The organism is Actinopolymorpha singaporensis, assembly GCF_900104745.1.
Lineage (GTDB): Bacteria > Actinomycetota > Actinomycetes > Propionibacteriales > Actinopolymorphaceae > Actinopolymorpha > Actinopolymorpha singaporensis.
This window is the reverse complement of the sequence record NZ_LT629732.1, coordinates 3398996-3423078: the sequence shown is the minus strand read 5'-3', so window position 1 is coordinate 3423078 and position 24083 is coordinate 3398996. Positions and strand designations below refer to the sequence as shown.

Annotated in this window: 21 protein-coding genes; 7 read left to right on the top strand and 14 right to left on the bottom strand. The window is 69.6% G+C overall.

The genetic code is table 11. From position 1 onward, the window contains the following. Nucleotides 1–468: 468 nt before the first annotated feature. On the top strand, nt 469–1311 hold the full coding sequence (locus tag BLU27_RS15600; RefSeq protein WP_092654429.1) for a phosphotransferase enzyme family protein: 843 nt from the start codon (nt 469–471) through the stop codon (nt 1309–1311). Between the two features lie 41 nt (nt 1312–1352). Here the strand turns inward: BLU27_RS15600 and BLU27_RS15595 are convergent, their stop codons facing one another. From BLU27_RS15595 to BLU27_RS15585, 3 genes are all read right to left on the bottom strand, one after another. Then, nucleotides 1353–3308 (bottom strand): HNH endonuclease signature motif containing protein, encoded by a 1956-nt coding sequence (locus BLU27_RS15595; protein ID WP_092654428.1) that lies wholly within the window; start codon nt 3306–3308, stop codon nt 1353–1355. 243 nt (nt 3309–3551) lie between these two features. Further along, the gene (locus BLU27_RS15590) at nt 3552–3752 is read right to left on the bottom strand and encodes a ferredoxin (protein WP_092654427.1); all 201 of its coding nucleotides are present in this window, start codon (nt 3750–3752) and stop codon (nt 3552–3554) included. 80 nt (nt 3753–3832) lie between these two features. After that, nucleotides 3833–5041 carry a cytochrome P450 gene (locus BLU27_RS15585; RefSeq protein WP_092657759.1) on the bottom strand — a complete coding sequence of 403 codons (1209 nt, stop codon included), beginning with the start codon at nt 5039–5041 and terminating at the stop codon, nt 3833–3835. Between the two features lie 200 nt (nt 5042–5241). Between BLU27_RS15585 and ligD the strand changes: the two genes are divergently transcribed. After that, nucleotides 5242–6846: a non-homologous end-joining DNA ligase gene (ligD, locus tag BLU27_RS30465; protein ID WP_241827448.1), complete on the top strand. Its 1605-nt coding sequence runs from the start codon at nt 5242–5244 to the stop codon at nt 6844–6846. A gap of 61 nt (nt 6847–6907) precedes the next feature. Here the strand turns inward: ligD and BLU27_RS15575 are convergent, their stop codons facing one another. The 3 genes from BLU27_RS15575 to BLU27_RS15565 all read right to left on the bottom strand — a co-directional run bounded on the left by BLU27_RS15575 (nt 6908) and on the right by BLU27_RS15565 (nt 11425). Next, a complete protein-coding gene (locus BLU27_RS15575) occupies nt 6908–9025 on the bottom strand; it encodes an ABC transporter substrate-binding protein (protein ID WP_092654426.1) in 2118 nt (705 codons plus the stop codon). Nucleotides 9026–9227: 202 nt separating this feature from the next. Beyond that, the gene (locus BLU27_RS15570) at nt 9228–9707 is read right to left on the bottom strand and encodes a pyridoxamine 5'-phosphate oxidase family protein (protein WP_092654425.1); all 480 of its coding nucleotides are present in this window, start codon (nt 9705–9707) and stop codon (nt 9228–9230) included. Between the two features lie 11 nt (nt 9708–9718). Further along, complete coding sequence (locus tag BLU27_RS15565) at nt 9719–11425, bottom strand: alpha-amylase family glycosyl hydrolase (RefSeq protein ID WP_479683697.1); 1707 nt, start codon at nt 11423–11425, stop codon at nt 9719–9721. Nucleotides 11426–11495: 70 nt separating this feature from the next. Here BLU27_RS15565 and BLU27_RS30460 point away from each other — a divergent pair, with 70 nt between their 5' ends. Continuing rightward, entirely contained in the window at nt 11496–11801 is a 306-nt protein-coding gene (locus tag BLU27_RS30460) for a hypothetical protein (RefSeq protein ID WP_241827446.1), read from the top strand. A gap of 264 nt (nt 11802–12065) precedes the next feature. On the opposite strand, the gene BLU27_RS15560 is transcribed toward BLU27_RS30460, so the two are convergent. After that, nucleotides 12066–13979 carry a CHASE3 domain-containing protein gene (locus BLU27_RS15560; RefSeq protein ID WP_092654423.1) on the bottom strand — a complete coding sequence of 638 codons (1914 nt, stop codon included), beginning with the start codon at nt 13977–13979 and terminating at the stop codon, nt 12066–12068. 95 nt (nt 13980–14074) lie between these two features. Between BLU27_RS15560 and BLU27_RS15555 the strand changes: the two genes are divergently transcribed. Continuing rightward, complete coding sequence (locus BLU27_RS15555) at nt 14075–14866, top strand: response regulator transcription factor (RefSeq protein ID WP_277869233.1); 792 nt, start codon at nt 14075–14077, stop codon at nt 14864–14866. Nucleotides 14867–14925: 59 nt separating this feature from the next. On the opposite strand, the gene BLU27_RS15550 is transcribed toward BLU27_RS15555, so the two are convergent. Next, nucleotides 14926–15294: a response regulator gene (locus BLU27_RS15550; RefSeq protein WP_092654421.1), complete on the bottom strand. Its 369-nt coding sequence runs from the start codon at nt 15292–15294 to the stop codon at nt 14926–14928. A gap of 288 nt (nt 15295–15582) precedes the next feature. Between BLU27_RS15550 and BLU27_RS15545 the strand changes: the two genes are divergently transcribed. Continuing rightward, a complete protein-coding gene (locus tag BLU27_RS15545) occupies nt 15583–16047 on the top strand; it encodes an SRPBCC family protein (RefSeq protein WP_092654420.1) in 465 nt (154 codons plus the stop codon). Here BLU27_RS15545 and BLU27_RS15540 read toward each other — a convergent pair. Both BLU27_RS15540 and BLU27_RS15535 read right to left on the bottom strand, forming a co-directional pair. Further along, a complete protein-coding gene (locus tag BLU27_RS15540; RefSeq protein WP_092654419.1) occupies nt 16032–17630 on the bottom strand; it encodes a phytoene desaturase family protein in 1599 nt (532 codons plus the stop codon). The two genes, BLU27_RS15545 and BLU27_RS15540, sit on opposite strands and share 16 nt — an antisense overlap. 54 nt (nt 17631–17684) lie before the next feature. Continuing rightward, the gene (locus tag BLU27_RS15535; RefSeq protein WP_092654418.1) at nt 17685–18104 is read right to left on the bottom strand and encodes a hypothetical protein; all 420 of its coding nucleotides are present in this window, start codon (nt 18102–18104) and stop codon (nt 17685–17687) included. A gap of 496 nt (nt 18105–18600) precedes the next feature. On the opposite strand from BLU27_RS15535, the gene BLU27_RS15530 reads away from it, so the two are divergent. Then, the gene (locus BLU27_RS15530; protein ID WP_241827445.1) at nt 18601–20277 is read left to right on the top strand and encodes a glycine/sarcosine N-methyltransferase; all 1677 of its coding nucleotides are present in this window, start codon (nt 18601–18603) and stop codon (nt 20275–20277) included. A 43-nt stretch (nt 20278–20320) separates the two neighbouring features. Here BLU27_RS15530 and BLU27_RS15525 read toward each other — a convergent pair whose 3' ends face one another. The 3 genes from BLU27_RS15525 to BLU27_RS15515 all read right to left on the bottom strand — a co-directional run bounded on the left by BLU27_RS15525 (nt 20321) and on the right by BLU27_RS15515 (nt 22413). Further along, nucleotides 20321–20929, bottom strand: coding sequence for a ClpP family protease (locus tag BLU27_RS15525; protein ID WP_092654416.1), 609 nt, complete (start codon nt 20927–20929; stop codon nt 20321–20323). 3 nt (nt 20930–20932) lie between these two features. Next, nucleotides 20933–21538: a ClpP family protease gene (locus BLU27_RS15520; RefSeq protein WP_092654415.1), complete on the bottom strand. Its 606-nt coding sequence runs from the start codon at nt 21536–21538 to the stop codon at nt 20933–20935. A gap of 260 nt (nt 21539–21798) precedes the next feature. After that, complete coding sequence (locus BLU27_RS15515) at nt 21799–22413, bottom strand: TetR/AcrR family transcriptional regulator (RefSeq protein WP_092654414.1); 615 nt, start codon at nt 22411–22413, stop codon at nt 21799–21801. Nucleotides 22414–22509: 96 nt separating this feature from the next. Here BLU27_RS15515 and BLU27_RS15510 point away from each other — a divergent pair, with 96 nt between their 5' ends. Continuing rightward, nucleotides 22510–22956 (top strand): SRPBCC family protein, encoded by a 447-nt coding sequence (locus BLU27_RS15510; protein WP_092654413.1) that lies wholly within the window; start codon nt 22510–22512, stop codon nt 22954–22956. On the opposite strand, the gene BLU27_RS15505 is transcribed toward BLU27_RS15510, so the two are convergent. Then, nucleotides 22947–24032, bottom strand: a complete 1086-nt coding sequence (locus tag BLU27_RS15505; protein WP_092654412.1) for a S1C family serine protease — start codon at nt 24030–24032, stop codon at nt 22947–22949. The two genes, BLU27_RS15510 and BLU27_RS15505, sit on opposite strands and share 10 nt — an antisense overlap. Nucleotides 24033–24083 lie beyond the last annotated feature (51 nt).

Genomic DNA, 24083 nt, shown 5'->3' with positions numbered 1-24083 from the left:
AGCTAGCCAGGGGAGAAGATCGAATGGCGGTCTCAACCAGGCGGGGTTCAGTGACCGAGGAGGACGTACCACCATGATCAACCTGGCGTGATCCCGTGTCCTGCGAATGATCGAAAGTCCCCTCACTGCAGTCTCGGCGTCGTTGCCGACGATGCGGTGAACGTTCTACGATCGGGTCACGCCTCCAGGCCGATCCGGCCGGCTCAGTCTTCCGCGGCACTTCGCGCTCGTTCGCCCGAGTCCCTCCCGCCACGCCGGGGCCGGCGTTCCGCGGTTCCCCTCCCGCGGGCACGTTACGGCCGATCTTCTCGGGCCTCTCCTTCCGCGTGGCTCCCCCCGTCCCCTTCTGCGCATCCGTCGGCGCACCCCTTTCCGAGGCCACTCCACCGGCGCAGCTCTGCTCCCTGCCTCGTCCCCTGTCCACTCCCCCCGTCCCTGTCCGTTCTCCCTTCCACTGCGAGGTCTCCCATGCCTGCCACCTCCGCGACGGCCGTTCTCTCCTTTGTCGGCACGGTCCTCGGTCCGTGCACTGTCGTACGCGAGCACACCTGGCCGCACCGCGGTGCCGCGGTCTTCGAAGTGCGAGACGCCAAGGGCCGCCGGTGGTTCGCGAAGCGCCATCAACGCCAGGGCCAGTACGACCGCGAACTCTCGGCGTACCGGCGATGGGTGCCCGCGCTGCGGCCGAACGCTCCCGTCCTGCGCGCGCATGACGACGAACGACGCACGCTCGTGCTGTCCGCGGTGCCGGGGCAGGCCGTGCCCGAGCAGAGCGTCGACCTGTACCACGCGGGCGGGGCGCTCCTGCGCCGGCTGCACGATGCCGAGGAGTTCGGGCGGGACCCGGACTACGCGGCCGTGAAGGCAGCCGAACTGGATGGCTGGCTCGCGCGCGCCGACGGCCTCCTGGACGCCGTGGAGACCGCGTTCGTACGGTCGGAGATCCGTTGTCTGGAAAGCCTTCCGAGCCCGAGGACGGTGCCGTGCCACCGTGACTACGGCCCGCGCAACTGGCTGCTGGACGGCAGGAACCTGTACGTGATCGACTTCGAGTGGGCTCGCCCGGATGCCTGGGTGACCGACCTCGCCAAGCTGTTCTTCGGACCTTGGCAGGGCCGGCCCGACCTGCGTGAGGCGTTCCTGGACGGGTACGGGCGCACGCTGACCGCGGACGACCTCGCTCACCTTGTCCACGGGCACGCCCTGACCGTCACCTGGCAGCTCATCTGGTCGACTCGGCACGACAATCTGAGCTTCGCCACCGGCATCCGCGAAGTCCTGCACGGCCTGATGCGGCACGCCTACTCCTGACCCTGCGAAGTCGGTGTGGTGTCGGAGGGCGTCGGCGACGCTCATGGACGGACGATTCGTCGTCGCACGTCCACCCACTCGGGTGGGATGTATTCGGGGTGGCCGTGGTTGCCCATGCGCACTTGCCAGCCTTTGTGGTGGACGAAGGTGTGATGCGTCTTGCACAGCAGCACTCCGTTGGCCAGATCAGTCGGGCCGAACTGCTCCCAGGCGGTCATGTGGTGCGCGACGCAGCGGCGTTCGGGTACGTGGCAGCCGGGGAAGTGGCAGTGGGACCCGTCGCGGATGGCGAGAGCGCGTCGTTGTGGTTCGGTGAAGAACCGGTCTGCCGTTCCGATGTCGAGGATTTCGCCGTTGCCGCCGAGGACGACGGGGATGATGTTGGCGTCGCAGGCCATCCGGCGGATCGTCGCCACGGAGACAGGTTCTCCGCGCAGGCCGAGGATCCGGGCCGACCCGCCACCGCCGCACTTGGTGCAGCCGTCGTGGGGGACGTGGTGGTTGTCAGGGTCGATGTGGTCGTCAGGGTCGATGACAGCCTCCGACTCCGCCGCACCCTCCTGTGATTCGGGCTCGGCGTCGCGTTCCGCCCCGGTCTCCCAGTACTCCGGTTCGGTTCCTGTTTCCAGGACTCTCGGGTCCCATCCGGCTGCGTTGTTCGGTTGTAGGTCCTGCCGGGGTTCTCGCGGTCCGGGTTTCCGATCTCCGAACCCCGCCGGTTCTGGTGTGTCAGGTGATGGCTTCTCCTTGCCTGGTTCGCGTTCCTGAGCGGCCGGAGTGGCTGACCCGGGGGTCCCGCCGACAGCACCGGCGTCGCCTGGCCATGCCGCCTGACCGAGCTCGCCGGTCACGTCTTCGCCGGACTTGTTCTTGTTCTTGGTGGGCTTGAAGTTGGGGGTGCCCGTCGTGCCAGCGGTATCCGTGCCGCCGTCGCTCTGCGCGCCGTTGGTCTGCGCGCCGTCGCTCTGCGCGCCGTCGCTCTGCTTCCCGTCGCTTTGTTTCCGGTTCTTTCGCTTGGCCTGTCGTGTGGCGTCGGGGGTTTGGCAGCCGCAGGGCATGGGGCGGACGGGGGTGGTGTCGTCGATGGCGCCGAACCCGGTGCCTTGTAGGAGCTGGTCGAGTCCGATGGTGACGGTCACGCAGTCGCGTCCACGGCCACGGTTCGGCGACGCCTGCCACTCAGCCATCCTCGCCACGAGTTCGGCGAACGCGTCCCCACGCTTTTGGTCCAGGGGGCGTTCGTCGGGTTCGGCGCGGGTATCTGCGGCGATCAGCCCTTCGATGATCTTGCGGAGAGCTTCCATCTCCAGCACCGGCAGCTTGACGATCATGGTTTCGGACCCGGGGATCCCGTTCGGCAGGTATTTCAGGGAGCGTCTGCGTTCGGCGGCGCGTTCGGCGGCGTCGAGTTCCTCTCCGAGCCGCCGTTCCCATTCCTCCGGGGCGAGCACCAGCAGCAGGTGCCGCCCCAGCAGCCGCACATCGTCAGGGTTACGCCGCCGGGATTCGTCGATCAGGTACTCCTCACCCTGCACCCGTTGTTCCAGGCTGATCCATCGGGGCAGGTCCTTGATCGCGGCGGCGATCACCTGCGCATGCCGAAACGACACCTCACCCCGCGCCAACGCCCGCGCCGTAAGCGTCACCGTACGGTCCAGGTCCCGCGCCAGCGCCACCGCCGCGTAGGCGTCCCTCCTGCCCATCCGCAAGGAGTTCCGCAGCCACACAGCGGTGGTCGCCGCACCGGTCGCCTTCCCGACCTCGCGCGCCTCGGCCTGGCGGACCCAGCCCAGAGTGAGCGCGTCCGACCGCGCCTTCTCGGTCTCCAGCTCACCGATCAGCTCCCCCAACTCACCCACCTCCACGAACGTGGTCGGCGTCGCCAGGGCCTCGTCCAACCCGGCACGGATCGCCGCCAGCGCAGCCCTCAACCGGGCGACCGCACCACCACCACCGCTGCCACCGCTGCCGGGAAGATCCTGCTCTGCCGAACGCATGTTCGAAGCCTAATGACCGCAAATAACACCAAGACCGTTGTCCACAAGGAGAGCCCGATGCGACGCCGATCCGACGCCTGTGGACAAAAACCTGGCGCGCCACCAGTGTCGGCTGGCGAAAACAGGGCGTTCGAAGGGTGATCTTCGACGCAGCGAACGAGGTCGTGGCGCCCACGTGCACCTGCGGACCGAGAGCGAGGAGGAGGGCGGCGATGCGCCGCCCTCGCCACCTGGTTCCGGCGCTCAGTCCTCCTCGTCGGCGACACTGATCGCGCCGGACGGGCACAACTGCGTCGCCTCCCGTGCGGCGTCGGCCTCGGCGGCCTCGGGTTGGCGGAGCAGCACCACCAGTCCGTCCTCTTCGCTCTGGTCGAAGATGTCCGGCGCGGTCAGCACGCACATCCCCGCACCACAGCAGATGTCCCGGTCAACGTTGATCCTCATCCCGTCACCTCCCGTACCCGGGGACTCCTTGCCGCACAACGTAACCGCCGAGCCGCGCGACTTCGCGGCCACGCCACCGCTTACCACGCCACCGGCAGACTGTGCACGCCGTAGATGGCCATGTCGGTTCGCAGCTGCACGTCCTCCGGCTCCACCGCCAGCCGGAGGTCCGGGAACCGCGAGAGCAGCGCGTTGAACCCGGTCCGCATCTCGATCCGCGCCAGTTGCTGACCTAGGCACTGGTGGATGCCGTGCCCGAACGCAAGGTGCCCGGTCGCCGAACGCCGGAGGTCGAGCTCGTCGGGGTTGCCGAAGCGTTCCGGGTCACGGTTGGCGGCCGGCAGTGACAAGCTGACGACCTCGCCGGCCCGCACCAGTTCGCCGTCCAGTTCGACGTCTTCCAGCGCCGCACGTGTGGGCCCGATGTGCACGATGGTGAGGTAACGCAGCAGCTCCTCCACGGCGTTCTCCACCAGTGAGGGATCAGCGCGCAGCGCCGCGAGCTGGTCGGAGTGGCGCAGCAACGCGAACGTACCCAGACCCAGCATGTTGGCCGTGGTCTCGTGCCCCGCGATCAGCAACAGCACCGCGATGCCCGCGATCTCCTCGTCGTCGAGGGCGCCGCCGGCGATCAGCGTGCTGATCAGGTCGTCGGCGGGTTCTGCCCGCTTGCGTACGACCAACCGGTGGAGGTACTCCCGCAGTGAGACGAGCGCCCCCATCGCCTCCTCGAAGCTGGACTCCAGGTGGAGCAGGACCCTGGTGTCGTGCTGGAACTTCTCCCGGTCGGTGTAGGGAACTCCGAGCAGTTCGCAGATCACCAGCGACGGGATCGGCAGCGCGAACTCCGCGACCAGATCGGCCGGCGAGCCGCGGCGCTCCATCGCGTCCAGGTGCTCCGCGGTGATCCGCGCGATCCTGTCCTCCAGGTCCCGCATCCGCCGCACCGTGAAGTGTGACGTCAGCTGGCGCCGGTATCTGGTGTGCTCGGGCGGGTCCATGCCGATGAAGAAGCCCGGCTCGGACGGCCCTGGATGTTCCTCCTCGAACGCGATCCGGCGCGGAGGACGCTGCAACTCCCGCCGCCGGCTGAACCTCCGGTCGGCCAGGACTGCCCGCGCGAGCGGATAGCTCGTCACCAGCCAGCCCAGCGAGCCGTCGGGATAACGCAACCGGCTGATCGGACGTTCCTCGCGCAACGCCGCCAGAACCGCGGGTGGGTCGAACGGGTCGGATCGCTCGACGGGGAGGCCGTCCACCGGTGGCGTGGGCGCCACGGATGTCGGCATCGTCTTCGCCATCACGTGCTCCTTACGTTCCGGTCGTTGTTCGGTACTGCTCTCCTCCCTTCCAGCAAACACCCGTCCTGCTGAAACTACAACCAGTGTAAATTTTCTTTTGATGTACGCCGGCCGGGAGGTGCGGGCCGCGAAGGAGATGCGGCGCCGACCGTTCGCGTCGCCCGGCGGTCCGGGGTAGAACAGGACACGTGCCCGACAAGTTGGACGCCTACCGCCGCAAGCGCAGCGCCGATCGCACCGCCGAGCCGGTGCCCGCCGGAGGCCCACTGCCGCAAGGCAACGACGACACCTTCGTGATCCAGGAGCACCACGCCCGCCGCCTGCACTGGGACTTTCGGCTCGAACGCGAAGGCGTGCTCGTCTCCTGGGCGCTGCCCAAGGGGCTGCCCGACGACCCGAAGAAGAACCACCTCGCGGTGCACACCGAGGACCACCCGCTGGAGTACGCCGACTTCGCCGGTGAGATCGCCAAGGGCGAGTACGGCGGAGGGACGGTCGAGATCTGGGACCGGGGAACGTACGAGTGTGAGAAGTGGACCGACCGCGAGGTGAAGGTCGTACTCCACGGCACCAACGGCGACCGCTCCCAGGGCCGCTTCGTGCTCATCAGGACCGGCGAGAACTGGCTCATCCACCGGATGGAGTACTCACCCGACGAAGCCGGCTCCGGCGAATCCGCCACCAAGGCCGGTGCCACGAAGCCCGGTGCCACGAAGGCCGGTGCCACGAAGGCGGCGTCCGAGAAGTCCACGGGGAAGAAGACCACGGCGAAGAAGACCTCCGCTAAGAGACCGTCGTCGGCAAGTACCTCGGGGTCGGAGCCGCTGCCCGAACTCGTCCGCCCGATGCTGGCGACTCTGGGCGAGCTGCCCCCCGCCCGCGACGACGAGAAGTTCGGCTACGAGATGAAGTGGGACGGCCTCCGGGCGGTCGCCTACGCCGACGGCACGAAGGTACGCCTGAAGACCCGCAACGACCTCGACGTCACCGGCACCTATCCCGAACTCGCCGACCTGCAGGAGTCCCTGGGATCGTTGCCGGCCGTGCTCGACGGGGAGATCGTCGCGTTCGACGCGAAGACGGGCCGGATCTCCTTCGCCGCCCTGCAACAGCGGATGCACGTACGCGACGCAGCACAGGTGCGCCGGTTGCGTGAGCAGTCGCCGGTGACGTACCTCATCTTCGACCTGCTCCACCTCGACGGCCGCAGCACGGTCGACCTGACGTACGAGCAGCGCAGGGAACTCCTGGAGTCACTGGAGCTGCGCGGTCCGCACTGGGACACCCCGCCCTACACCCGCGGCGGCGGACAGGAGCTGATGGCGGCGTCGAAGGAGCAGGCCCTGGAAGGCGTGCTCGCCAAACGGTTGACGTCCCGCTACGAACCCGGCCGGCGGTCGCGGGACTGGATCAAGGTGAAGCACGCGCGTACGCAGGAGGTCGTGATCGGCGGCTGGCAACCCGGAAAGGGCCGGCGGGAGGGCACCATCGGATCGCTGCTCCTGGGAGTTCCCGGTCCGGACGGTCTGGAGTACGTCGGCCAGGTCGGCACCGGCTTCACCGACGAGATGCTGGCCGACCTCGCCGACCGCACCCGCCGAATCGCACGCCGCACGTCGCCGTTCGCCGGGACGATGCCGGCGAAGGACAGCCGGGACGCGCACTGGGTCACGCCGAAGCTCGTGGGCGAGGTCCGGTTCGCGGAGTGGACCCGCGACGGCCGGCTCCGGCACCCTGCCTGGCGCGGGCTGCGGCCGGACAAGGCGCCGGACGACGTCGTACGCGAGTCCTGAGCCGCATCCGCGTACGCCTGTCAAGCGTTACCTGACACGTGTGCCCCTCGGGGGTGGCCCCTCAGGTGTGTTTGGCCGGGTCTTCCCAGTAGTAGACCTCCGGGTCGTAGACCGCGGGAGTGGGGTGCGCCCAGGTGTTGACCATTCCGCCCTGTGCCAGCTGTTCGCGGGTCGGGACGTTGTGCAGGTCGCGCTTGCTCATCGTCACCTGCGGATAGTTGGCGACGGTACCCATGAAGAACGGCCCGTCCTGGATGTGGATCTTGATCATGTCCCACACGATCTTCGTCCGCGCCACGCCGTCAACCTCGCCTTTCGCCTTGGCGTAGCCGTCCCACAGGCGGGCGATCGGGCTGCCGGGTTCGGCGTCGACGCGAGGAGGCGTCCGCTTCCACGGGTCGACGTCGAGTTGCTGCTTCTCCTTCGCGGTTCCCCGCAGCGTCCACATCTGACCGTGCAGCGGCGCCCACCGGGCCGGTTCGATCGGCACGAACCACCAGGGACCGGTGATGTGGTCGGGTCCGTCGCCGACCTCCCACGAACTCTGTGACATCAACCGGCCGTTGTTCCACTGGTCACCGAAACCCTCCGGCGCCATCGGGTTGATCTTCACGGTGACGCCGACCGCCTCCCAGTCACGCTTGAGGAGGTCGTTCTTCTTCCGGTGCTCGTCGCTGACGTCGGCGGGCACGTCGATGCGGACCACCAGGTCGTCGACGCCGCCGGGCATCCTGCGCTTCCCGTCCGGCCCCAGCTTGGCGCCGAGTTCGTCCAGCATCCGCTTCGCTCGCTCGGGATCGTGCCGAACGTAGGCGTCGCGCCACTGGTGGTAGACCTTCTCACCCTGGGCGCCCTGGTACTCCTGGGCCTTGGGGCTGTAGGTGCCGGTGGTCTTCTCCCCCGTGTTGAAGTAGACCGCCTTCTGCGCCTCGGAACGATCGAAGGCGAACGACAGCGCCTGGCGAAACTTCGGGTTGCGGATGAGGGCGCGCATCTTCGGCTCGGGATAGTCGTAGTTGAAGAAGAACACCGAACCGGTGCCCGAACCGCTGTCCCACAGGTAGACGTTCATGTTGTGCCGCTTCTGCGTCTGCTTCATACCGGAGATGTCGCCGAGCCCGATCGGCACGAACGCCCCGTGCACGTAGTCGACTTTGCCCTCCTGGATCTGCAGCTTGCGCACCTCTGGTTCCTGTACGACGTTGAACACAAGCTCGTCCACGTACGGCAATTGCGCACCGGACCGGTCCACGCACCAGTAGTACGGATTGCGTTCCAGCACGACCCGGCGACCCTCGGAGTAGGTCTTGGTCCGCCACCCGGTCAGGGTCGGGCACTTGGGGTCCAGCACCCAGTTGAGGTGCTGGTCGTGCTTCTCGAACCAGTTCTTCGCGGTGACCGACTTGTTGTAGCGGGGATGCCACTGCTTCAGGTAGTGCTTGGGCAGGAACCAGTCCCCGGTGTCGACTCCATTGGCCAGCAGGGCGGGAGTGAGCGGCGTCGGGCTGTCGAAGGTGAGGACGAGCGTCAGGTCGTCCGGCGCGGTGAGCTTCATCGCCGTGCCCGAGCCCGACCGTCCCGAGTCCGGCGGGAGCGCGGGGTGCACGTCGTTCACGACGAGGTCTTCCCACCAGTACAACGCGTCGCCCGCGGTGAGTGGTTGCCCGTCGGACCACTTCAGGCCCCTGCGCAGGTGCAGGGTCCAGGTGGATGCGTCGTCGTCGGACTCCCACGACTCCACCAGTCCGGGCCCGATGTCCAGGCCGTCGTTGAGCCAGCGCAGCGGCGAGCGGCCGTACATGTGCTCGTTGATGATTCCGCTGTCGGAGGCGTCGGTGAGTGCGTACATCGTGCCGCCGTACTTGCCCTCGCTGCACCACCGGTGCGGTATGACGTACGGCTTCTCAGGTACGCGTTCCTTCAGCGGTGGCAGCGCGCCACTCTTCACCTGGGCGGCAAGCGCCGGCGACTCGCGCAGCTTGCGCGGCACCGGAACCGGCTTGCGTTCGGACCCCTTGGTCGAGGTGCCGGTGCTCCCGGCGCGAGGCTTTCCTCCCTCACCGGACTTCGTGCCCGAACTGCACGCGCCGGTCAGCGCCGTCACCGCCGTCAGTGCCGAGGCGTACAGAACCGTACGCCGGTTGGGTTTGCCGACCGGTCCACCGAAGTCGTGGGGCATCGTGGTCTCCCTCGCCGCAGGTGCCCCGGATTATTGGTCCGGTTTCGCCTGCTGTGCAAGGGATTGCGACGTACGACGGGCTCGACGCGCCGGGCTGTGTCATGTCTCGGCCAGGTCGCGACCGCTGCCGGTCACGTGGTCACGGCAGGTTTCCCGCCACCGGTCCCTGCTGATGGTGCGGCTGACGCGCTACCGCTGACGGCTACGGCTGCTCCGTCCACAGCCAGTTGCCCGCGGTGGGGTCCACGCCGTCGGCGCCTGCCGGCACGGTCGCCGGCCGCGTGGTGAGGCGGCGGCCGTGGACCAGCTGCAGCCGGATCCGGACGTACGCCGATGTCTCGTCGCCGTACGCCCATGCCGGTGGCAGCGATCGGCCGGTGAGGTACTGCTGCGGGTCGCTCACCACGTCGGCCGGACCTACCCCGGTCACCGACCAGCCATCGCACAGGTTCGAGCTCACGCTGTCCACCTCGAACGCCACGATCGACTTGTCGAGCGTGTTCGCCAGCGAGGAGCCCGGCGCCGTCCGGACCACGGCGGACGTACCCGCCATCACGTACGCGACCGGCTCCACCTCCGGCAACGCGTTGTGGCTGTGGATGACCCGCCCTACGAACGTCTCGTTCAGCAGGTGCAGGCACTCGGCCCGGGAGAGTTCGACCGCTTGCTGGTCGTGGGTCATGGCGGGCTCCCTCAGATCGCCTCGGTGACCGCGTCGTCGGTGGAGACGGCGTCGGTGGAGACGGCGTCGGTGGGGTTGTCGTGGTGGTACCAGACGGTGGTGTTGGGGGGGATGGTGTCTGGGGGGTGGGGGGTGGGGTGGGTGGTGAGGATGGGTTGGCCGGGGTGGGGGTGTGGTGTGGGGATGGGGTGGTGGGTGGTGTTGGTGTAGGTGGTGAGGTGGGTGCCGCGGGTGAGGGCGAGGAGTCCGGGTGGGGTGTTGTTGTGGATGGTGAGGGTGTGGGTGGTCAGGTCGGGGATGGTGCGGCGTAGGGCGAGGGCTTGGCGGTAGAGGTTGAGGGTGGAGGTGGTGGTGTGGTGTTGGGTGTCGGCGGCGAGGTCGGCCCAGGTGGGGGGTTGGGGTAGCCAGGCGGGGGTGGTGGTGGCGGGTGGGGAGAAGCCGTGGTGGTGGTCGGGGTTGGTGGTCCAGGGCAGGGGGACGCGGCAGCCGTCGCGGCCGGGGCGGGTGCCGTTGCTGCGGTGGTACATGGGGTCCTTGAGGACCGTTTCGGGGAGGTCGAGGACGTCGGGCAGGCCGAGTTCTTCGCCTTGGTAGAGGTAGACCGCGCCGGGCAGGGCGAGCATCAGTGCCGCCTGCGCGCGGGCGCGGGCCAGCCCGATCTGTGCGGGGTCGGCACCGGCCGGCAGCCCCTCCTCACCGGTGCCGTTGCTGCCGTCTTGTTCGGTGGTGGTGCTGGTGGTGGTGGGGGTGTGGCGGGTGACGGCGCGGGGCAGGTCGTGGTTGTTGGCGACCCAGGCCACCCCGCCTGGGTGGTGGGCCAGGGCGGTGTCGATGACGCGCCGGTAGGCCTGGGCGTCGAAGGTGGCGTGGGCGAAGGGGAAGCAGAAGGTGTGGTGGAGTTCGCCGGGGCGGGTGTAGTCGGCCACGGCGGCGGGGTCGGTCAGCCCGACCTCGCCGATCAGCAGCCGGTCCCGCCCGTCGGCGGCGGTGTAGGTCTCGACCAGTGCCCGCCAGGACCGCCACACCTGGTGCACGGCCGGCTGGTTCCAGGCGTGGGGGTTGACCGGGTCACCGGTCGCCTCGTCCGCGGCGGCGTCGGGGTGGTCGGGCAGGCCGGGCTTTTTGTGCAGGCCCTGGGCGACGTCGATCCGGAACCCGTCCACGCCGCGGTCCAGCCAAAACGACAGCACCTGCTCGAAATGGGCGGGCACGTCGGGGTGGGTCCAGTTCCAGTCCGGCTGTTCGGCGGCGAAGGTGTGCAGGTACCACTGCCCCGGTGACCCGTCCGGCTCACTGATGCGGGTCCAGGCCGGCCCGCCGAAGATGGACCGCCAGTTGTTCGGCGGCAACTGCCCGCCCGGGCCCCGGCCGTCGGCGAAGTGGAACCGGGCCCGCTGCGGGCTGCCCGGCCCCGCGGCCAGCGCGTCAGCAAACCAGGGGTGAGCGATCGAGGCGTGGTTGGGCACCACATCCAAGATCACCCGGATCCCGTGCCCGTGCGCGGCCTCGACCAGATGATCGAAGCACTCCAGCGACCCGTACGCCGGGTCCACCGCGCAATGATCAGCCACGTCATAACCATGATCATGCCCAGGCGAGGCGTAGAACGGGTTCAGCCACAACCCGTCCACACCCAAACCCGCCAGATACGGCAACTTCTCCACCACACCCGCCAGATCCCCCACACCATCACCATCAGCATCACAGAAACTCCGCACATACACCTGATACACAACCGCACGACGCCACCACTGCGAACCCACCGACGACGACACCAGGGAGTCGAGCGTGGAGGAGTCGCGTGAGGATTCGAACGAGGTGGTGCCGGCGGGAGCCGAGGTGTCGACGGTGGCGTGCTGGTCGGCCCGGGAGGCGGTCGGCTGCAGAGTCGAGGTTTCCAGCGCGGGCACGGTGGTCGGCAGCGGTGCCAGCGACTCCCGGGTCGGCGGAAGCGTGCACCGCCGGTGGGTGGACCGGGTGACGTTCCTGTGCGTCGGGGAGGTCGCGGGAGTCGTGTCCGCCGCGGCGACCGCGGTGCTGGTGCGCTGTGAGGTGCGCATGTCCTCGACCTTTCGCGTCCTGGTCGGAAGCTGAGCTCCGTCACTTGCAAGCATGGGCCGCGGAGGGGGCCCGCGTCGTCACGGCGAACCGCCATTCCGCCGGGTGGGCCTTCTGGCAGGTTGGCATACCTGCTGGCTGGTAGCCGCGAGACGGGTTCTGACGGTACGCACGGAATGGGGCAGGAAGCGCCCGTCGCGATTGCGTGGAATGGCCGGCACCGCCACGGCGGGCCCGGGACTTCCGGCCCTTCGCCGGACCACGATCAGGACACGGACGGGACGCCGGTCAGGTACGCGGTCAGGACATGGCCTGGCCGGCACTCACCGGGAGTTCGGCGTGGATCCGGGTTCCCCTGCCCGCCGGACTGGTCACCTTGAGCACGCCGCCGAGCGCCTCGACCCGGTCCGCGAGACCCACCAGTCCGGAACCGTCACCGGAACCCGCGCCGCCGACCCCGTCGTCTCGTACGTCGACGCACACCCGGCCCTCGCGTTCGAACATGGTGACCTCCACGTGCGAGGCCTGCGCATGCTTCGCGGCGTTCGTCAGCGCCTCGGCGACGACGTAGTACGCCGCGACCTCGATCGGCTGCGGCAACCTCGTCTTGACACCGAGCCCGAGTTCGACCGGGACGGCCGAGCGTCTGGCCAGCGCCTTCAGCGCGGGTGCCAGGCCCGCCTCGGAGAGGATCGCCGGGTGGATGCCGCGCGCCACCTCGCGGAGTTCCTCGACGGCCTCGGTGAGTCCGGTGGCCACCTCGGCCACCTCCGCGCGCACCCGGCTCTCGGGGATGTCCGCCTCGATGCCGCGCAGGTCCAGCAGCAGTGACACCAGCCGCTGCTGGGCGCCGTCGTGCAGGTCGCGCTCGATCCGCCTGCGCGCCCGGTCCGTGGCTGCGACCACCCGGGCCCTGGACGCCGCGAGGTCCGAACGCGCCTGTGCGTTGGCGATCGCGAGCGCGACGACCTCGGTGAAGTCGGCGAACCGTGCATCGGCGTCCCTGGGAAGCGGCCGATCCTTGGTGGAGAACGCGGTCAGCGCTCCCCACAGCCGACCCTCCACCTCGATCGGCGCGGCCACCGCGGAACGCACGGCGAGCTCACGCGGGCCGCGGTCCCCGTCCGTCGAGTCCGCGTAGCTGTCCCGCCGGGCAGGTCGGCCGGTACGGCGTACCTGCGCCGGCACGGTCCGCTCCCCCAGGTCCATCCGGGAACCGACCTCCGGCACAGAGGCGTCCGTCTGCCCCCACAGCGCGACCGCGGTCGCGGTGCCGTCGGACTCGTACCGCAGCATCGCGGTCCCGTCCGCCTCGAACAGCTCCCCGATCTCCTCGGTCACGGCCGCGAACGTCGTGGCCGGCGGGACGGACCTGGCCACGAGGGTGGACAGCCGTCGCAACGCCGTCTGCTCGTCGACCAGCTTGGCCAGCTCGTCCCGGTTGCGCTCCAGCGACTCCCCCATCGTGTTGAACGAGTGTTCCAGGGTGCGGATCTCTCCCACCCCGGTCTCGGGCAACCGGGCGCCCAGGTCGCCGGAGGCGAGCTCACCCGCCATCATCGCGGCCCGCCGTACCGGCCGGGCTATCGACCTGGCGAGATACGACGCGAGCAGGGCGACCATCAGCGCCGAGCCGGCCATACCGGCGAACGCGGCGACCTCCGCCCGGTGAGCAGCCGCAGCGGCCTGCTCCTGACGGGCGATGCCGGCCGCACGGGCGGACGCGGACAACCGGTCGATCTGAGCGCGGATCTCGTCGGCCCGTCGTTTGCCTTCCAGGGTGAGCGACAGGCTGCGGGCGGCCTTCGGGTCGCGACCCGCCAGTGCGACCAGGGGCACCGAGTAGTCACGCACGTAGGAGTGCACTGAGTCGAGGATCTCGCGTGCCATCCGCTCCCGGGCAGGGCTGACGATGAGGTCGGTCAACCGCGCGCCCACCCGCGGGATCTGTGCCTGGGCAGCGCTCCACGGCTGCAGGAACCGCCGGTCGCCGGTGAGGAGGTAGCCGCGTTGGCCGTTCTCCACGTCCAGCACCAGTGTGTGCATTCGGCTGGTGGTGGTCAGAATCTGCTCCGACCGCCGGGAAAGCGCCGCGGCGTCGCGCTGATCCGCGACCGCGAGCAACAGTACGGCGAAAACCGAGCCGAGCAGCACCGCGAGCACACAGCTCGCGGCCACCAGCCGGCCGGTCAGCCCCTGCCGCAGGCGCACCATCGGGTCAGGTGCTCACAGTCGCACGTAGGCTGAACAGGTGCGTCGCACCGGCGCCCGGACTCACCGCCGCGGGCCCCGTTGACCGGACGCAACCAGTGATTGCGTACATCTTCGGAGGCATCACCACGAACTCCGCCGGCACGAGCGGGCGTCCACAGCGGCAAGGGACACAGGAAACCCGGTCGCGACAGCTCCCCGAGCAAGCGACCGTTGACAGCGGCGCCGTCGCGGGACGGGTCGCACTCGCCGACGACGACCTGTTGCTGCGTGAGGGAATGGCGAGCCTGCTGGGCCGCCAGGGCTTCGAGGTCGTCGGCCAGGCTGGTGACGCTGCTGACCTGCTCACGATGGTTCGCGAAACTCTTCCTGATCTGGTGGTGGTCGACATCCGGATGCCGCCCACTCACACCAACGAGGGGCTGGAGGCTGCCCGGACGATCCGCGAGGAGTTCCCGCAGATCGGGATCCTGGTGCTCTCAGCATATGTCGAGGTGGAGCACGCGACGGAACTGCTCGCCACCGGGCAAAGCATCGGCTATCTGCTGAAGACCCGGGTCACCGACGTCGGCGAGTTCACCGAGACGTTGCGGCGAATCATCAAGGGGGGCTCGGTTGTCGACCCCACGCTGGTGCACGAACTCGTCTCCGCCCGCCGCCGCAACGATCCGCTGGACGTACTCAGCAGTCGCGAACGCGAGGTTCTCGCCCTGATGGCCGAAGGACGGTCGAACGCCGGGATCGCCCGGCATCTGTGGGTCACCGAGGGAACCGTGGAGAAGCACGTCCAGCACATCCTGACCAAGCTGCGGCTCCCGGAGACCGGTGACGACCACCGTCGGGTACTTGCCGTGCTGACGTTTCTCGAGGGCTCCCAGGGCGGCTCGTAGGACGGCGCAAGCAGGGATTGACACCGGCCGGCCCACGTCGACGGCTGCAGGCGCAGGCGTCAGTCGCCGACCGCCCCGACCAGCGATGCGATCGCCGCGGCACTGAGGTTCGACTTGTCCAGGAAACCCGCGGCCGGACTGGACTCGATGAGGTCCTCGAAGTCGTCGGCGCTGTGGCTGGAGAGCAGGATCACCTGGGAGCGACCGCCGGAATGCTCGGCCGAGGTGAGCCGGCGAGCCAGGTCGAAGCCGCTCTCGCCGCGCAGGTTGATGTCGACCAGCGTCACGTCCGGGCGGAAATCGGCCACACGGGCGAGCGCCTCCTCCCCTGTCTGGACCATGCCGACGACGGCGACGCCCTCGCGTTCCAGGAGCGCACGCGCGGCCCGCAGGTAGCGCGGGCTGTCGTCGATGAGGAGGCAGCGCATGTCGCCAGGATGTCCAACGGGGTGGGAGCCAGACAATCCGGCTAGCCGGAAGATGCCCACACCGGTCTCCCTGACCGGATCCGGCCCGCGGCCTGCGGACCGGAGCGGCCGCCGGACCGGAGGGCCCGCCGCCGGCGCGGCGTCTCGCACCGGAATGCCACAACCGCCCGGAGCGGGCAGGATGGGGCGAGGACGGGGGGAGGACAGGTCCGGCGTACCGGACGCACCGACGTCGACCACCCGCAGCGACATCCGACAACCGCGCACAGTTCGCCCGAAGGAGCCCTGATGAGCAGCGAGGTCACGCGGTCGATCGCCGCACCGACCGACCAGGTGTGGAACGTGCTTGCCGACGGGTGGACGTACGCCGCCTGGCTGGTGGGCGCCTCCCACATCCGCGCCGTCGACCATGATTGGCCCGCACCCGGGACGAAGATCCACCACAGCATCGGTCCCTGGCCGCTGGTCCTCCACGACGACACCGAGGTGATGGCGGCCGAGCCCGGAAAGTTCCTCAAGCTCGACGCCCGGGCCTGGCCGGCCGGCGCCGCGCATGTCCGCTTCCAGCTCACCCCGCTCGGCCCCGGGCGTACGGAGGTCCGGATGATCGAGGACTTCCACCGCGGACCCGCACAGAAGCTTCCGATGCTCGTGCAGAGCCTGCTCTTCACCCCGCGCAACAAGGAGTCTCTGGCCCGGCTGGCCGCCTACGTCGAGGGCCGGACCCGCACGGAGCGTCAGCCCGCGCCGTAGACCGCACGGTGGCCGAGCCTGATCGCCGCGGCGTACGCGCCACCGGCCAGACCCGCCCGGGCCAGCGCAGCCCGGGCGGCGTTGGCTCCGGGGGCTCCATGCACGGCGCCGCCTGGATGCGCGGACGCGCCGGCCAGGTAGAGCCGGTCCACCGGGGTGTCGGCCCGGGCGAGTCCCGGCGTCGGCCGGAAGATCAGTTCCTGGTGGATGGCCGCCGTACCGGCGTTGATCGCCCCGTCCACCAGGCTCGGATTGTGCGCCTCCAGGTCGGGGGGGCCGGCCACGTGCCGGCCGAGCACCAGATCGCCGAAGCCGGGCGCGTGGCGCTCGATCACGGCCTGGACGCGGTCGGCGTAGCGTTCGCGCCGCGCGGCGTCCCACCGCTCACCGCGGGGTACGTGGGTGTAGGCCCACACCGTTTCGGTACCGGCCGGTGACCGCGTGGAGTCGGCCACCCCCATCTGCCCGAGCAGCATGAACGGCGTGTCCGGTACTCGTGAACGGGACAGGTCCGAGCCGTACTTCACCAGCGCGTCCATGTCACCGCCGAGGTGCACGGTCCCCGCGCCGCGTACGTCCGTGGCGGTCCAGGGAACGGGGCCGGAAACTGCCCAGTCGACCTTGACGGTCGCGTGGTCCCAGTGGAAGCGCTCCAGATCCGTGAGCAGCCGGGACGGCAGATGCTCCGCCCCGACGAGTTGGTGGTAGAGGATCGGGGCGGGTACGTCGGCGAGCACTGCACGACGTGCGCGGACCAGCCCGCCGTCGGCGGTGCGTACGCCCAGGGCGCGCCCGCCACCCACGATCACCTGGCTGACCGGGGAGTCGCAGACGATGCGGCCGCCGAGCGAGGTGAGCCGGCGGACGAGCGCCAGCGTCAGCATGCCGGCACCGCCTTCGGGCACCGGGAACCCGACGTCCTGTCCGAGCATGCACAACAACCAGCCGAAGACGCCGCTGCCGGCGTGGTCGGGGCCGAGGTCGGTGTGCAGCGCGTTGCCCGCGAGGAGCACCCGCGCGCCCTCGCCCTGGAACGACTCCTCGCCGAGGGTGCGAGCGGGTAGCGTGAGCAACCGGGCCATCCGCAGCGCGTCCGCGGTGCCGAGCCTGCGCAGCAGGCGGGTGCCGGCCCGCACCGGCGGGAACGGGCGCAGCAACGCCGACAACAGCTCGGTACGGATCCGCCGCCAGCGCTCGAACTCCGTCAGCCAGGCCTTCCCGTCGGCAGGCGCGAACGCCGCGAGCGAGGCCGCCGTCGCCTCCGGATCGCGGTGCAGCACCGCGGCACGATCGTCGGGCAGGACGTGCGCGAGCACCGCGGGCGCGTGCCGCCACCGCAGGCCGTGAAGCTCCAGGTCGAGGTCGGCGAGCACCGGGGACGCCGCACCCAGCGGGTAGAACGCGCTGCACAGGTCACTGCGGAAGCCCGGCCGGACGAGTTCGGCCGTGCGGACTGCCCCACCGGGTTCCGACGTCGCCTCCAGCACCAGGACGTCCCAGCCGGCGTCGGCGAGGACGTTGGCCGCGACCAGGCCGTTCGGCCCGGCACCGATGACGACCGCGTCGACGACCTCGGTGGTCATCGGCCCACACCCTCCGCCCGCCGGCGCGGGCCCGCGAGACCGGCGCGCCGGTGGTCACCGGTCGTCGTCATCGATCTCCATCGTCGGGTCGGGAATCTCCTGCGCGAGCCGCTGGTCGAGGGTGTCGCCGCGCTCGTCGTCTTCGGTCGGGCGCCGCTGGGTTTCGCGGCTGAGCCGGTCCGGTGGCTGGAACTCGGTGACGTCGGTCTCCGGGCGCAGCTCGTCGGTGACCAGCGGGTCGTAGCCCGCGTCACCGGCCATGTCACGGGCGTTCTCGATGTCGGGCTCGAGGAGGACGTCCGGCTCACCCTCCGTCGGATCCTGCGGGATCTCGCCGGAGTCAGGAAGGTCCAGGTCGGCGTCCGCGTCCGGAATCTCGGAGTCGGGCAGGTCGAGGTTGTCCTCGCCGGTGACGTCCGGGTCCGGGATCTCGTCGCCGGCCGGGGTACGGTCCGGCAGGTCCGGGCTGCTCACGATGCGACCTCCCTGGGTGCGTCTGCCTGTCGTGCGGTCGTGCGGTCGTGCTGTCGGCGTCTGCCCGTGGAACCCTGAGCCTAGTGCCGGGGCGTCCACCAGTCCGACCGTAGCCGTACCTGCTCCCTCCCGCACTTCGCCCCGGACAAGAGCGCACCGCGCCGTTTCCGGACTCGGGCGAGCCGCCGGTACGGCCGTGACCCGTCAAGGAGGGCTTGACACACGGCCGCTGGCGAGTGCGCATCGTAGGCAACCGTGGCCGACACGCCGAGGCTCAGCGACCGAACGAGATCCGATCGTGACCGCATCGCCGCTGTCGCGCACCGACTGTTGAACGCATGTGGTCCATCCCATAGTTTGGGTGCGGCGCGAGGAGCGCGCACAGTCCGCACAGCCCGTGGATGCAGCGGCGCCGCCCGTCACTCGAAGCCATGCCTTCGACGCGCCCGTCCGGTTCGCAGGAGTTCGCGAGAAACCCCAGGGAGTGCCAGAAGTCGTGAAGAGTACCCAGGACAGTTCCAGAACGAACCTGCCCGACGACGGTACGAACGACCAACAACAGTTCGGTGACAGCCCTACCGAGGTCCGGGACACCGACCACTACACCCAGGAATACGTCACCAGCTTCGTCGAGAAGTGGGACGAGCTCATCGACTGGGACAAGCGCGCGGAGAGCGAGGGCCGGTTCTTCGTCGACCAGCTCAAGTCCCGTGGCGCGAAGACCGTGCTGGACGTGGCCACCGGCACCGGTTTCCACTCGGTACGACTGCTCGAGGAGGGCTTCGAGACGGTCAGCGCGGACGGTAGCGCCGACATGCTGACCAAGGCGTTCGAGAACGCCCGGGCCCGCGGCGGTCACGTACTACGGGTCATCCACGCTGACTGGCGATGGCTCAACCGCGACGTCCAGGGCGAGTACGACGCGATCATCTGCCTGGGCAACTCCTTCACCCACCTCTTCTCCGAGAAAGACCGCAGGAAAGCGCTGGCCGAGTTCTACGCGGTGCTCAAGCACGACGGCGTTCTCATCCTCGACCAGCGCAACTACGACGCGCTGCTCGACGGCGCCTACAGCAATCGGCACACCTACTACTACTGCGGCGACACGGTCACCGCGGAGCCGGAGTACGTCGACGCGGGCCTGGCGCGCTTCTGCTACACCTTCCCCGACAGGAGTCGGTACCACCTCAACATGTACCCGCTGCGCCGCGACTACGTGCGGACGCTGATGCGGGAGGTGGGTTTCGCGCACGTGGAGACCTACAGCGACTTCCAGGACACCCATCCCGAGGGCGAGCCGGACTTCTTCATCCACGTCGCGGAGAAGGCGCATCGTACGCCGGACCAGGCAGTCGACGGTTACTCCTCCACCGTGCACACCGCACGTGACTACTACAACTCCCAGGACGCGGACACGTTCTACTCGCTGGTGTGGGGTGGCGAGGACATCCACGTCGGCATCTACACCGAACCCGACGAGGACATCGCCACCGCGAGCAGGCGCACCGTGACCCGGATGGCCGGCGCGCTCGACCTCGGACCGGACACCCGGGTCCTCGATCTCGGGTCAGGTTTCGGCGGCGCGGCGCGGCACCTGTCCGGCACGTCCGGCTGCCGGACCACGTGCTTGAACCTCAGCGAGGTGGAGAACGCCCGCAACCGCGTACTCACCGACGCCGCCGGCCTGTCGGAGTTGGTGGAGGTAGTCGACGGCTCCTTCGAGGACCTGCCGTTCGAGGACAACAGGTTCGACGTCGTCTGGTCCCAGGACGCGCTGTTGCACAGCGGTGACCGAGTGCAGGTTCTGCAGGAGGCGGTGCGGGTTCTCCGGCCCGGCGGCAGAATCGTCTTCACCGACCCGATGGCCGCCGACGGCTGCCCACGTGAGGCGCTGGCGCCCATTCTCCGGCGCCTGCACCTGGACACGATGGCCTCCCCGGAGTTCTACCGACGTACTCTCGCCAACCTCGGATTGACGGTGGAGTTCGACGACCTGACCGAGCACCTCACCACCCACTACCAGCGGGTCCTGGACGAGACCGAACGCCGCGACGCGAGCCTTGCCGGTCGGGTCAGCGCCGACTACCTCGACCGGATGCGCACCGGCCTGCGGCACTGGGTCGACGGTGGCCGGGCCGGCAACCTCGCCTGGGGCGTCTTCGTCGCCGGGTGAGTGTTCCCCACCCGGCGACAGACCAGTGGCGGACGGTCCCGGCTCACTGGAAGTCGGGGCCGTCGCCGCGGTAGACGAGGATCTCGTCGATCAGTCCGTACGCCTTGGCCTCCTCGGCGTCGAAGACGCGTTCGCGGTCGGTGTCGGCGCGGAGGGTCTCCACGCTGCGGCCGGTGTGCCGGTTGAGCACCTCCAGCATGAGGGTGCGTATCCGGGCCACTTCCGTGGCCTGTACCTGCAGGTCCGACAGCGCACCCTGTGCTCTCGCCGCCGGCTGGTCCAGGGCGATCCGGGAGTGGCGCAGGGCGAGCCGTTTGCCGGGCGCACCTCCGGCCAGCAACACCGTCGCCGCCGAACTCGCCTGGCCCAGGCACATCGTCGACACGTCGGGCAGGACGAACTGCATCGTGTCGTAGATCCCCATCAGCGCACTGAACGAGCCGCCCGGTGAGTTGATGTACAACGAGATGTCCTGCGAGGGGCTGGCCGCCTCCAGGTGGATCAGCTGCGCCATCACGACGTTCGCCACGTCGTCGTCGATCTCGGTGCCGAGGAAGATGATCCGCTCCGACAGCAGCCGGCTGAACAGGTCGGTGGCGCGTTCGCCGGTGTGCGTGCGCTCGATCACGTTGGGAATCGTGTAGTGGCCCATGGCTCAGACCCCCGCCCGCTGGGAGATGCCGTGGCCGATGCGGTCCAGTGAGTCCACCACCGCGTCGACCATGCCGTACTGGCGTGCCTCCTCAGCCGAGAACCACCGGTCGCGGTCGCTGTCCTCGCGGATCCGTTCGACCGGCTGACCGGTGTTGGCAGCGAGCAGGCGTTCCATCTGGGCCTTGGAGTGCTCCAGATTGCCGGCCTGGATCGCGATGTCCGCGGCCGTTCCGCCGATGCCGGCCGAGCCCTGGTGCATCATGATCCGGGCGTGTGGCAGGGCGAACCGCTTGCCCTTCGTGCCCCCGCACAACAGGAACTGCCCCATGCTGGCGGCGAAGCCCATCGCGAGTGTCGACACGTCGTTCGGGATCAGCCGCATCGTGTCGTAGATCGCCATCCCGGCGTACACCCCGCCGCCGGGGCTGTGAATGTAGAGGCTGATGTCGGTACGGGGGTCCTGCGCGGACAGCAGCAGCAACTGTGCGCACACCCGATTGGCGCTCACCTCGTCGACCTCCGAGCCGAGCAGGACGATGCGGTGGTGCAGCAGCCTGGCCGCCAGCTGGTCGTCGAAACCGCTGCCGGTGGGGGCCGTGTCGGTCATGGACGGATTCACGATTACCTCCTGGACGTGGTGCCCTCGTCGGTGGCTCGTCTTTGTGATCCCTCGCCATCTCTTGTCATCACTGTCACCGAGAAGGCCGACGCCGTGCGCCGGTGTGCGCTGTCAGCGAATCCGCTGAGGGCGTACCGGCAAGGGGTTTACGCAGGGGCCAATGCGTGGTGGAAGCTGCTGGTTCGCTTCCAGGGCAAGGTGAGGTTGACAGGGAGAACCGGCGACGGCGCGGCCGCGGGGCATCGGTCTCACGGGCCTGAAGGGCCGGCGCTCTCGTACGACCTGAGGAACGCCTCGGCTGCCTCGTCCACGGCGTCCCGGTCACCGGTGGCCAGCAGGTCGAACAGCAGCCCGCGGGCGACGGCCAGCGCGAGCCGCGCGTGTGCCCGCGCCTCGTCCTCCGACCGGCCGGTACGACGGCTCAGCTCGGTGAGCGGTGGCAGCCACGCGTCGACGATGCCGTCCAGCAGCGGTACGGCGTGCGGATTGCCGACCAGTGCCTGCCCGGTCAGCTCGAAGAACAGCCGAGCGGGCCAGTGGTCGGCGGCGGACAGGCGGCGGTGGAACTCCCGGGCCAGGTGTGCTGCGCTGTGGTCGGAGTCCAGGTTGAGCTGCGCCATCGCGGCGCGCTGCTCGGCCTCGACCCGGCGTACCACCTCCACGAGCAGGCCGTCCTTGGAGCCGAAGTGGTAGATGAGCATGCGGTGACTGGTACCGAGTTCGGCGGCGAGGCCACGCAGGCTGAAGTCGCCGACGCCGTGCCGGGCGAAGTGCGCGACAACCTCGTCGAGCAACCGCTCCCGGGCCGGCCGAGCGGAAGACCGCCGCTCGGATCGGTTGCCTGATCCACTGTCCTTCGGCATGTACCAGATGGTACATATGACTGTGTGCAGTCCCGCCGTGCCGCGGCCACGACAACCCTGGACGGCCCGCGGCTCGTGGCTCCCTTGGAGGAAGTCATGCATGACGAGGTCGAGTTCGAGGTCGCCGCACCTGCCGAGCAGGTCTGGGAGGTGCTGGTCGACGTCGAGCGCTGGCCGGAGTGGAGCGAGTCGATGACGTCGGTGCGCCGGCTCGGCACCGGTCCGCTCGCCGTCGGCGAACGTGCCGTGGTCAAGCAGCCGAAGCTGCCGGAGCTGACCTGGGAGGTGACCGAGTTCGCCGAGGGTTCGTCGTTCGTCTGGGTCACCCGCTCCCCCGGGGTTCTGACGACGGGCAGCCACTCCGTCACCCCCGTGCGGTCGGCGGACGGTAAGGAGACCGCGAAGGTCCGCCTGGCCGTCGCGCACACCGGGCCGGGCGCCCGGCTGGTCAGGTTGTTCACCAGGTCCCTCAACCGCCGGTACCTCGAGATGGAGCGGCGCGGCCTCACCGCACGGGCGGGGTCGACGACAACTCAGAGCTGACCGAGCTTCACCTTCACCGTCGCGTCCTTGCCCTGGCGGCGAATCGAGACGGTGACCAACTGGCCGGGCCGGTGCTGGGCGACGACCTCGCCGAGCGCCGCGCTCGTCGGAGTGCGCACGCCGTTGACAGCGGTGATGACGTCGCCGCGCAGGATGCCGGCGTTCGCCGCGCCGCTGCCGGTGCGCACGGACACGACGCCGACGCCGATCGGCGTGCCCTGGGGATCGGTGACCGTCGTGCCGGTCACGCCGAGCGCCGCCCTGCCGGAGTTCACCACCCGCCCGTGGCTGATGATCTGACCGGCGATCCGGGTCACGGTGTTGCTCGGGATGGCGAACCCGATGCCGGCCGCGACGCCGCCGCCCTCGACCTGTGGGTCGGTGGCGGCCAGCGTGGGGATGCCAACCACCTTCCCGGTCAGGTCGACCAGGGCGCCGCCGCTGTTGCCCGGGTTGATCGGCGCGGAGGTCTGGATCATGCTCGTGATCGTCGTGCCCGGCACGCCGTCACGCGACGACTCCGGGACGGTACGCCCGACCGCTGAGATGATGCCGCTGGTCACACTGCCGGACAGGCCGAGCGGGTTTCCCATGGCCAGCACGATCTGGCCCACCCGCAGCTTGGTGGAGTCGGCGAACGCCGCGGGTGCCAGCGCCCGCGGCTGGTCCAGCTTGACCACCGCGAGGTCGCTCGGTGTGTAGGCCGCGACCAGGTGCGCGGTCAGCGGCGCTCCCCCGGTGGCGAGCAGGACCTGCACCGAGGTGGACCGGCCCAGCACGTGCGCGTTGGTGACGATGTGGCCCTGCTTGTCGTAGATGATGCCGGAGCCGAGCCCGCCGCCGGTGACGTTGAGCTGTACGACGGAGATCAGGGTGTGCCGTACGACGGCCTCGTAGTCACGCTGGAGCGCCTGCGCCTCGCCACCGGGTGCCGCAGTGGCTCCGGCCTTCGACCCTCCGGGGTCGCCCCGGGAGCTTCCGGGCGGGCTGTCGGTACATCCGGCCGCGGCTCCGGCGAACGCGGCGACCACGACGAACACGGACACCGTGAGCCGAAGCCGTCGGGTCGTTCCCATGGGCGGGCCACCCCCTCGCCCGTGCGCCGCGCGTCCCAGGGCGTCCTACGA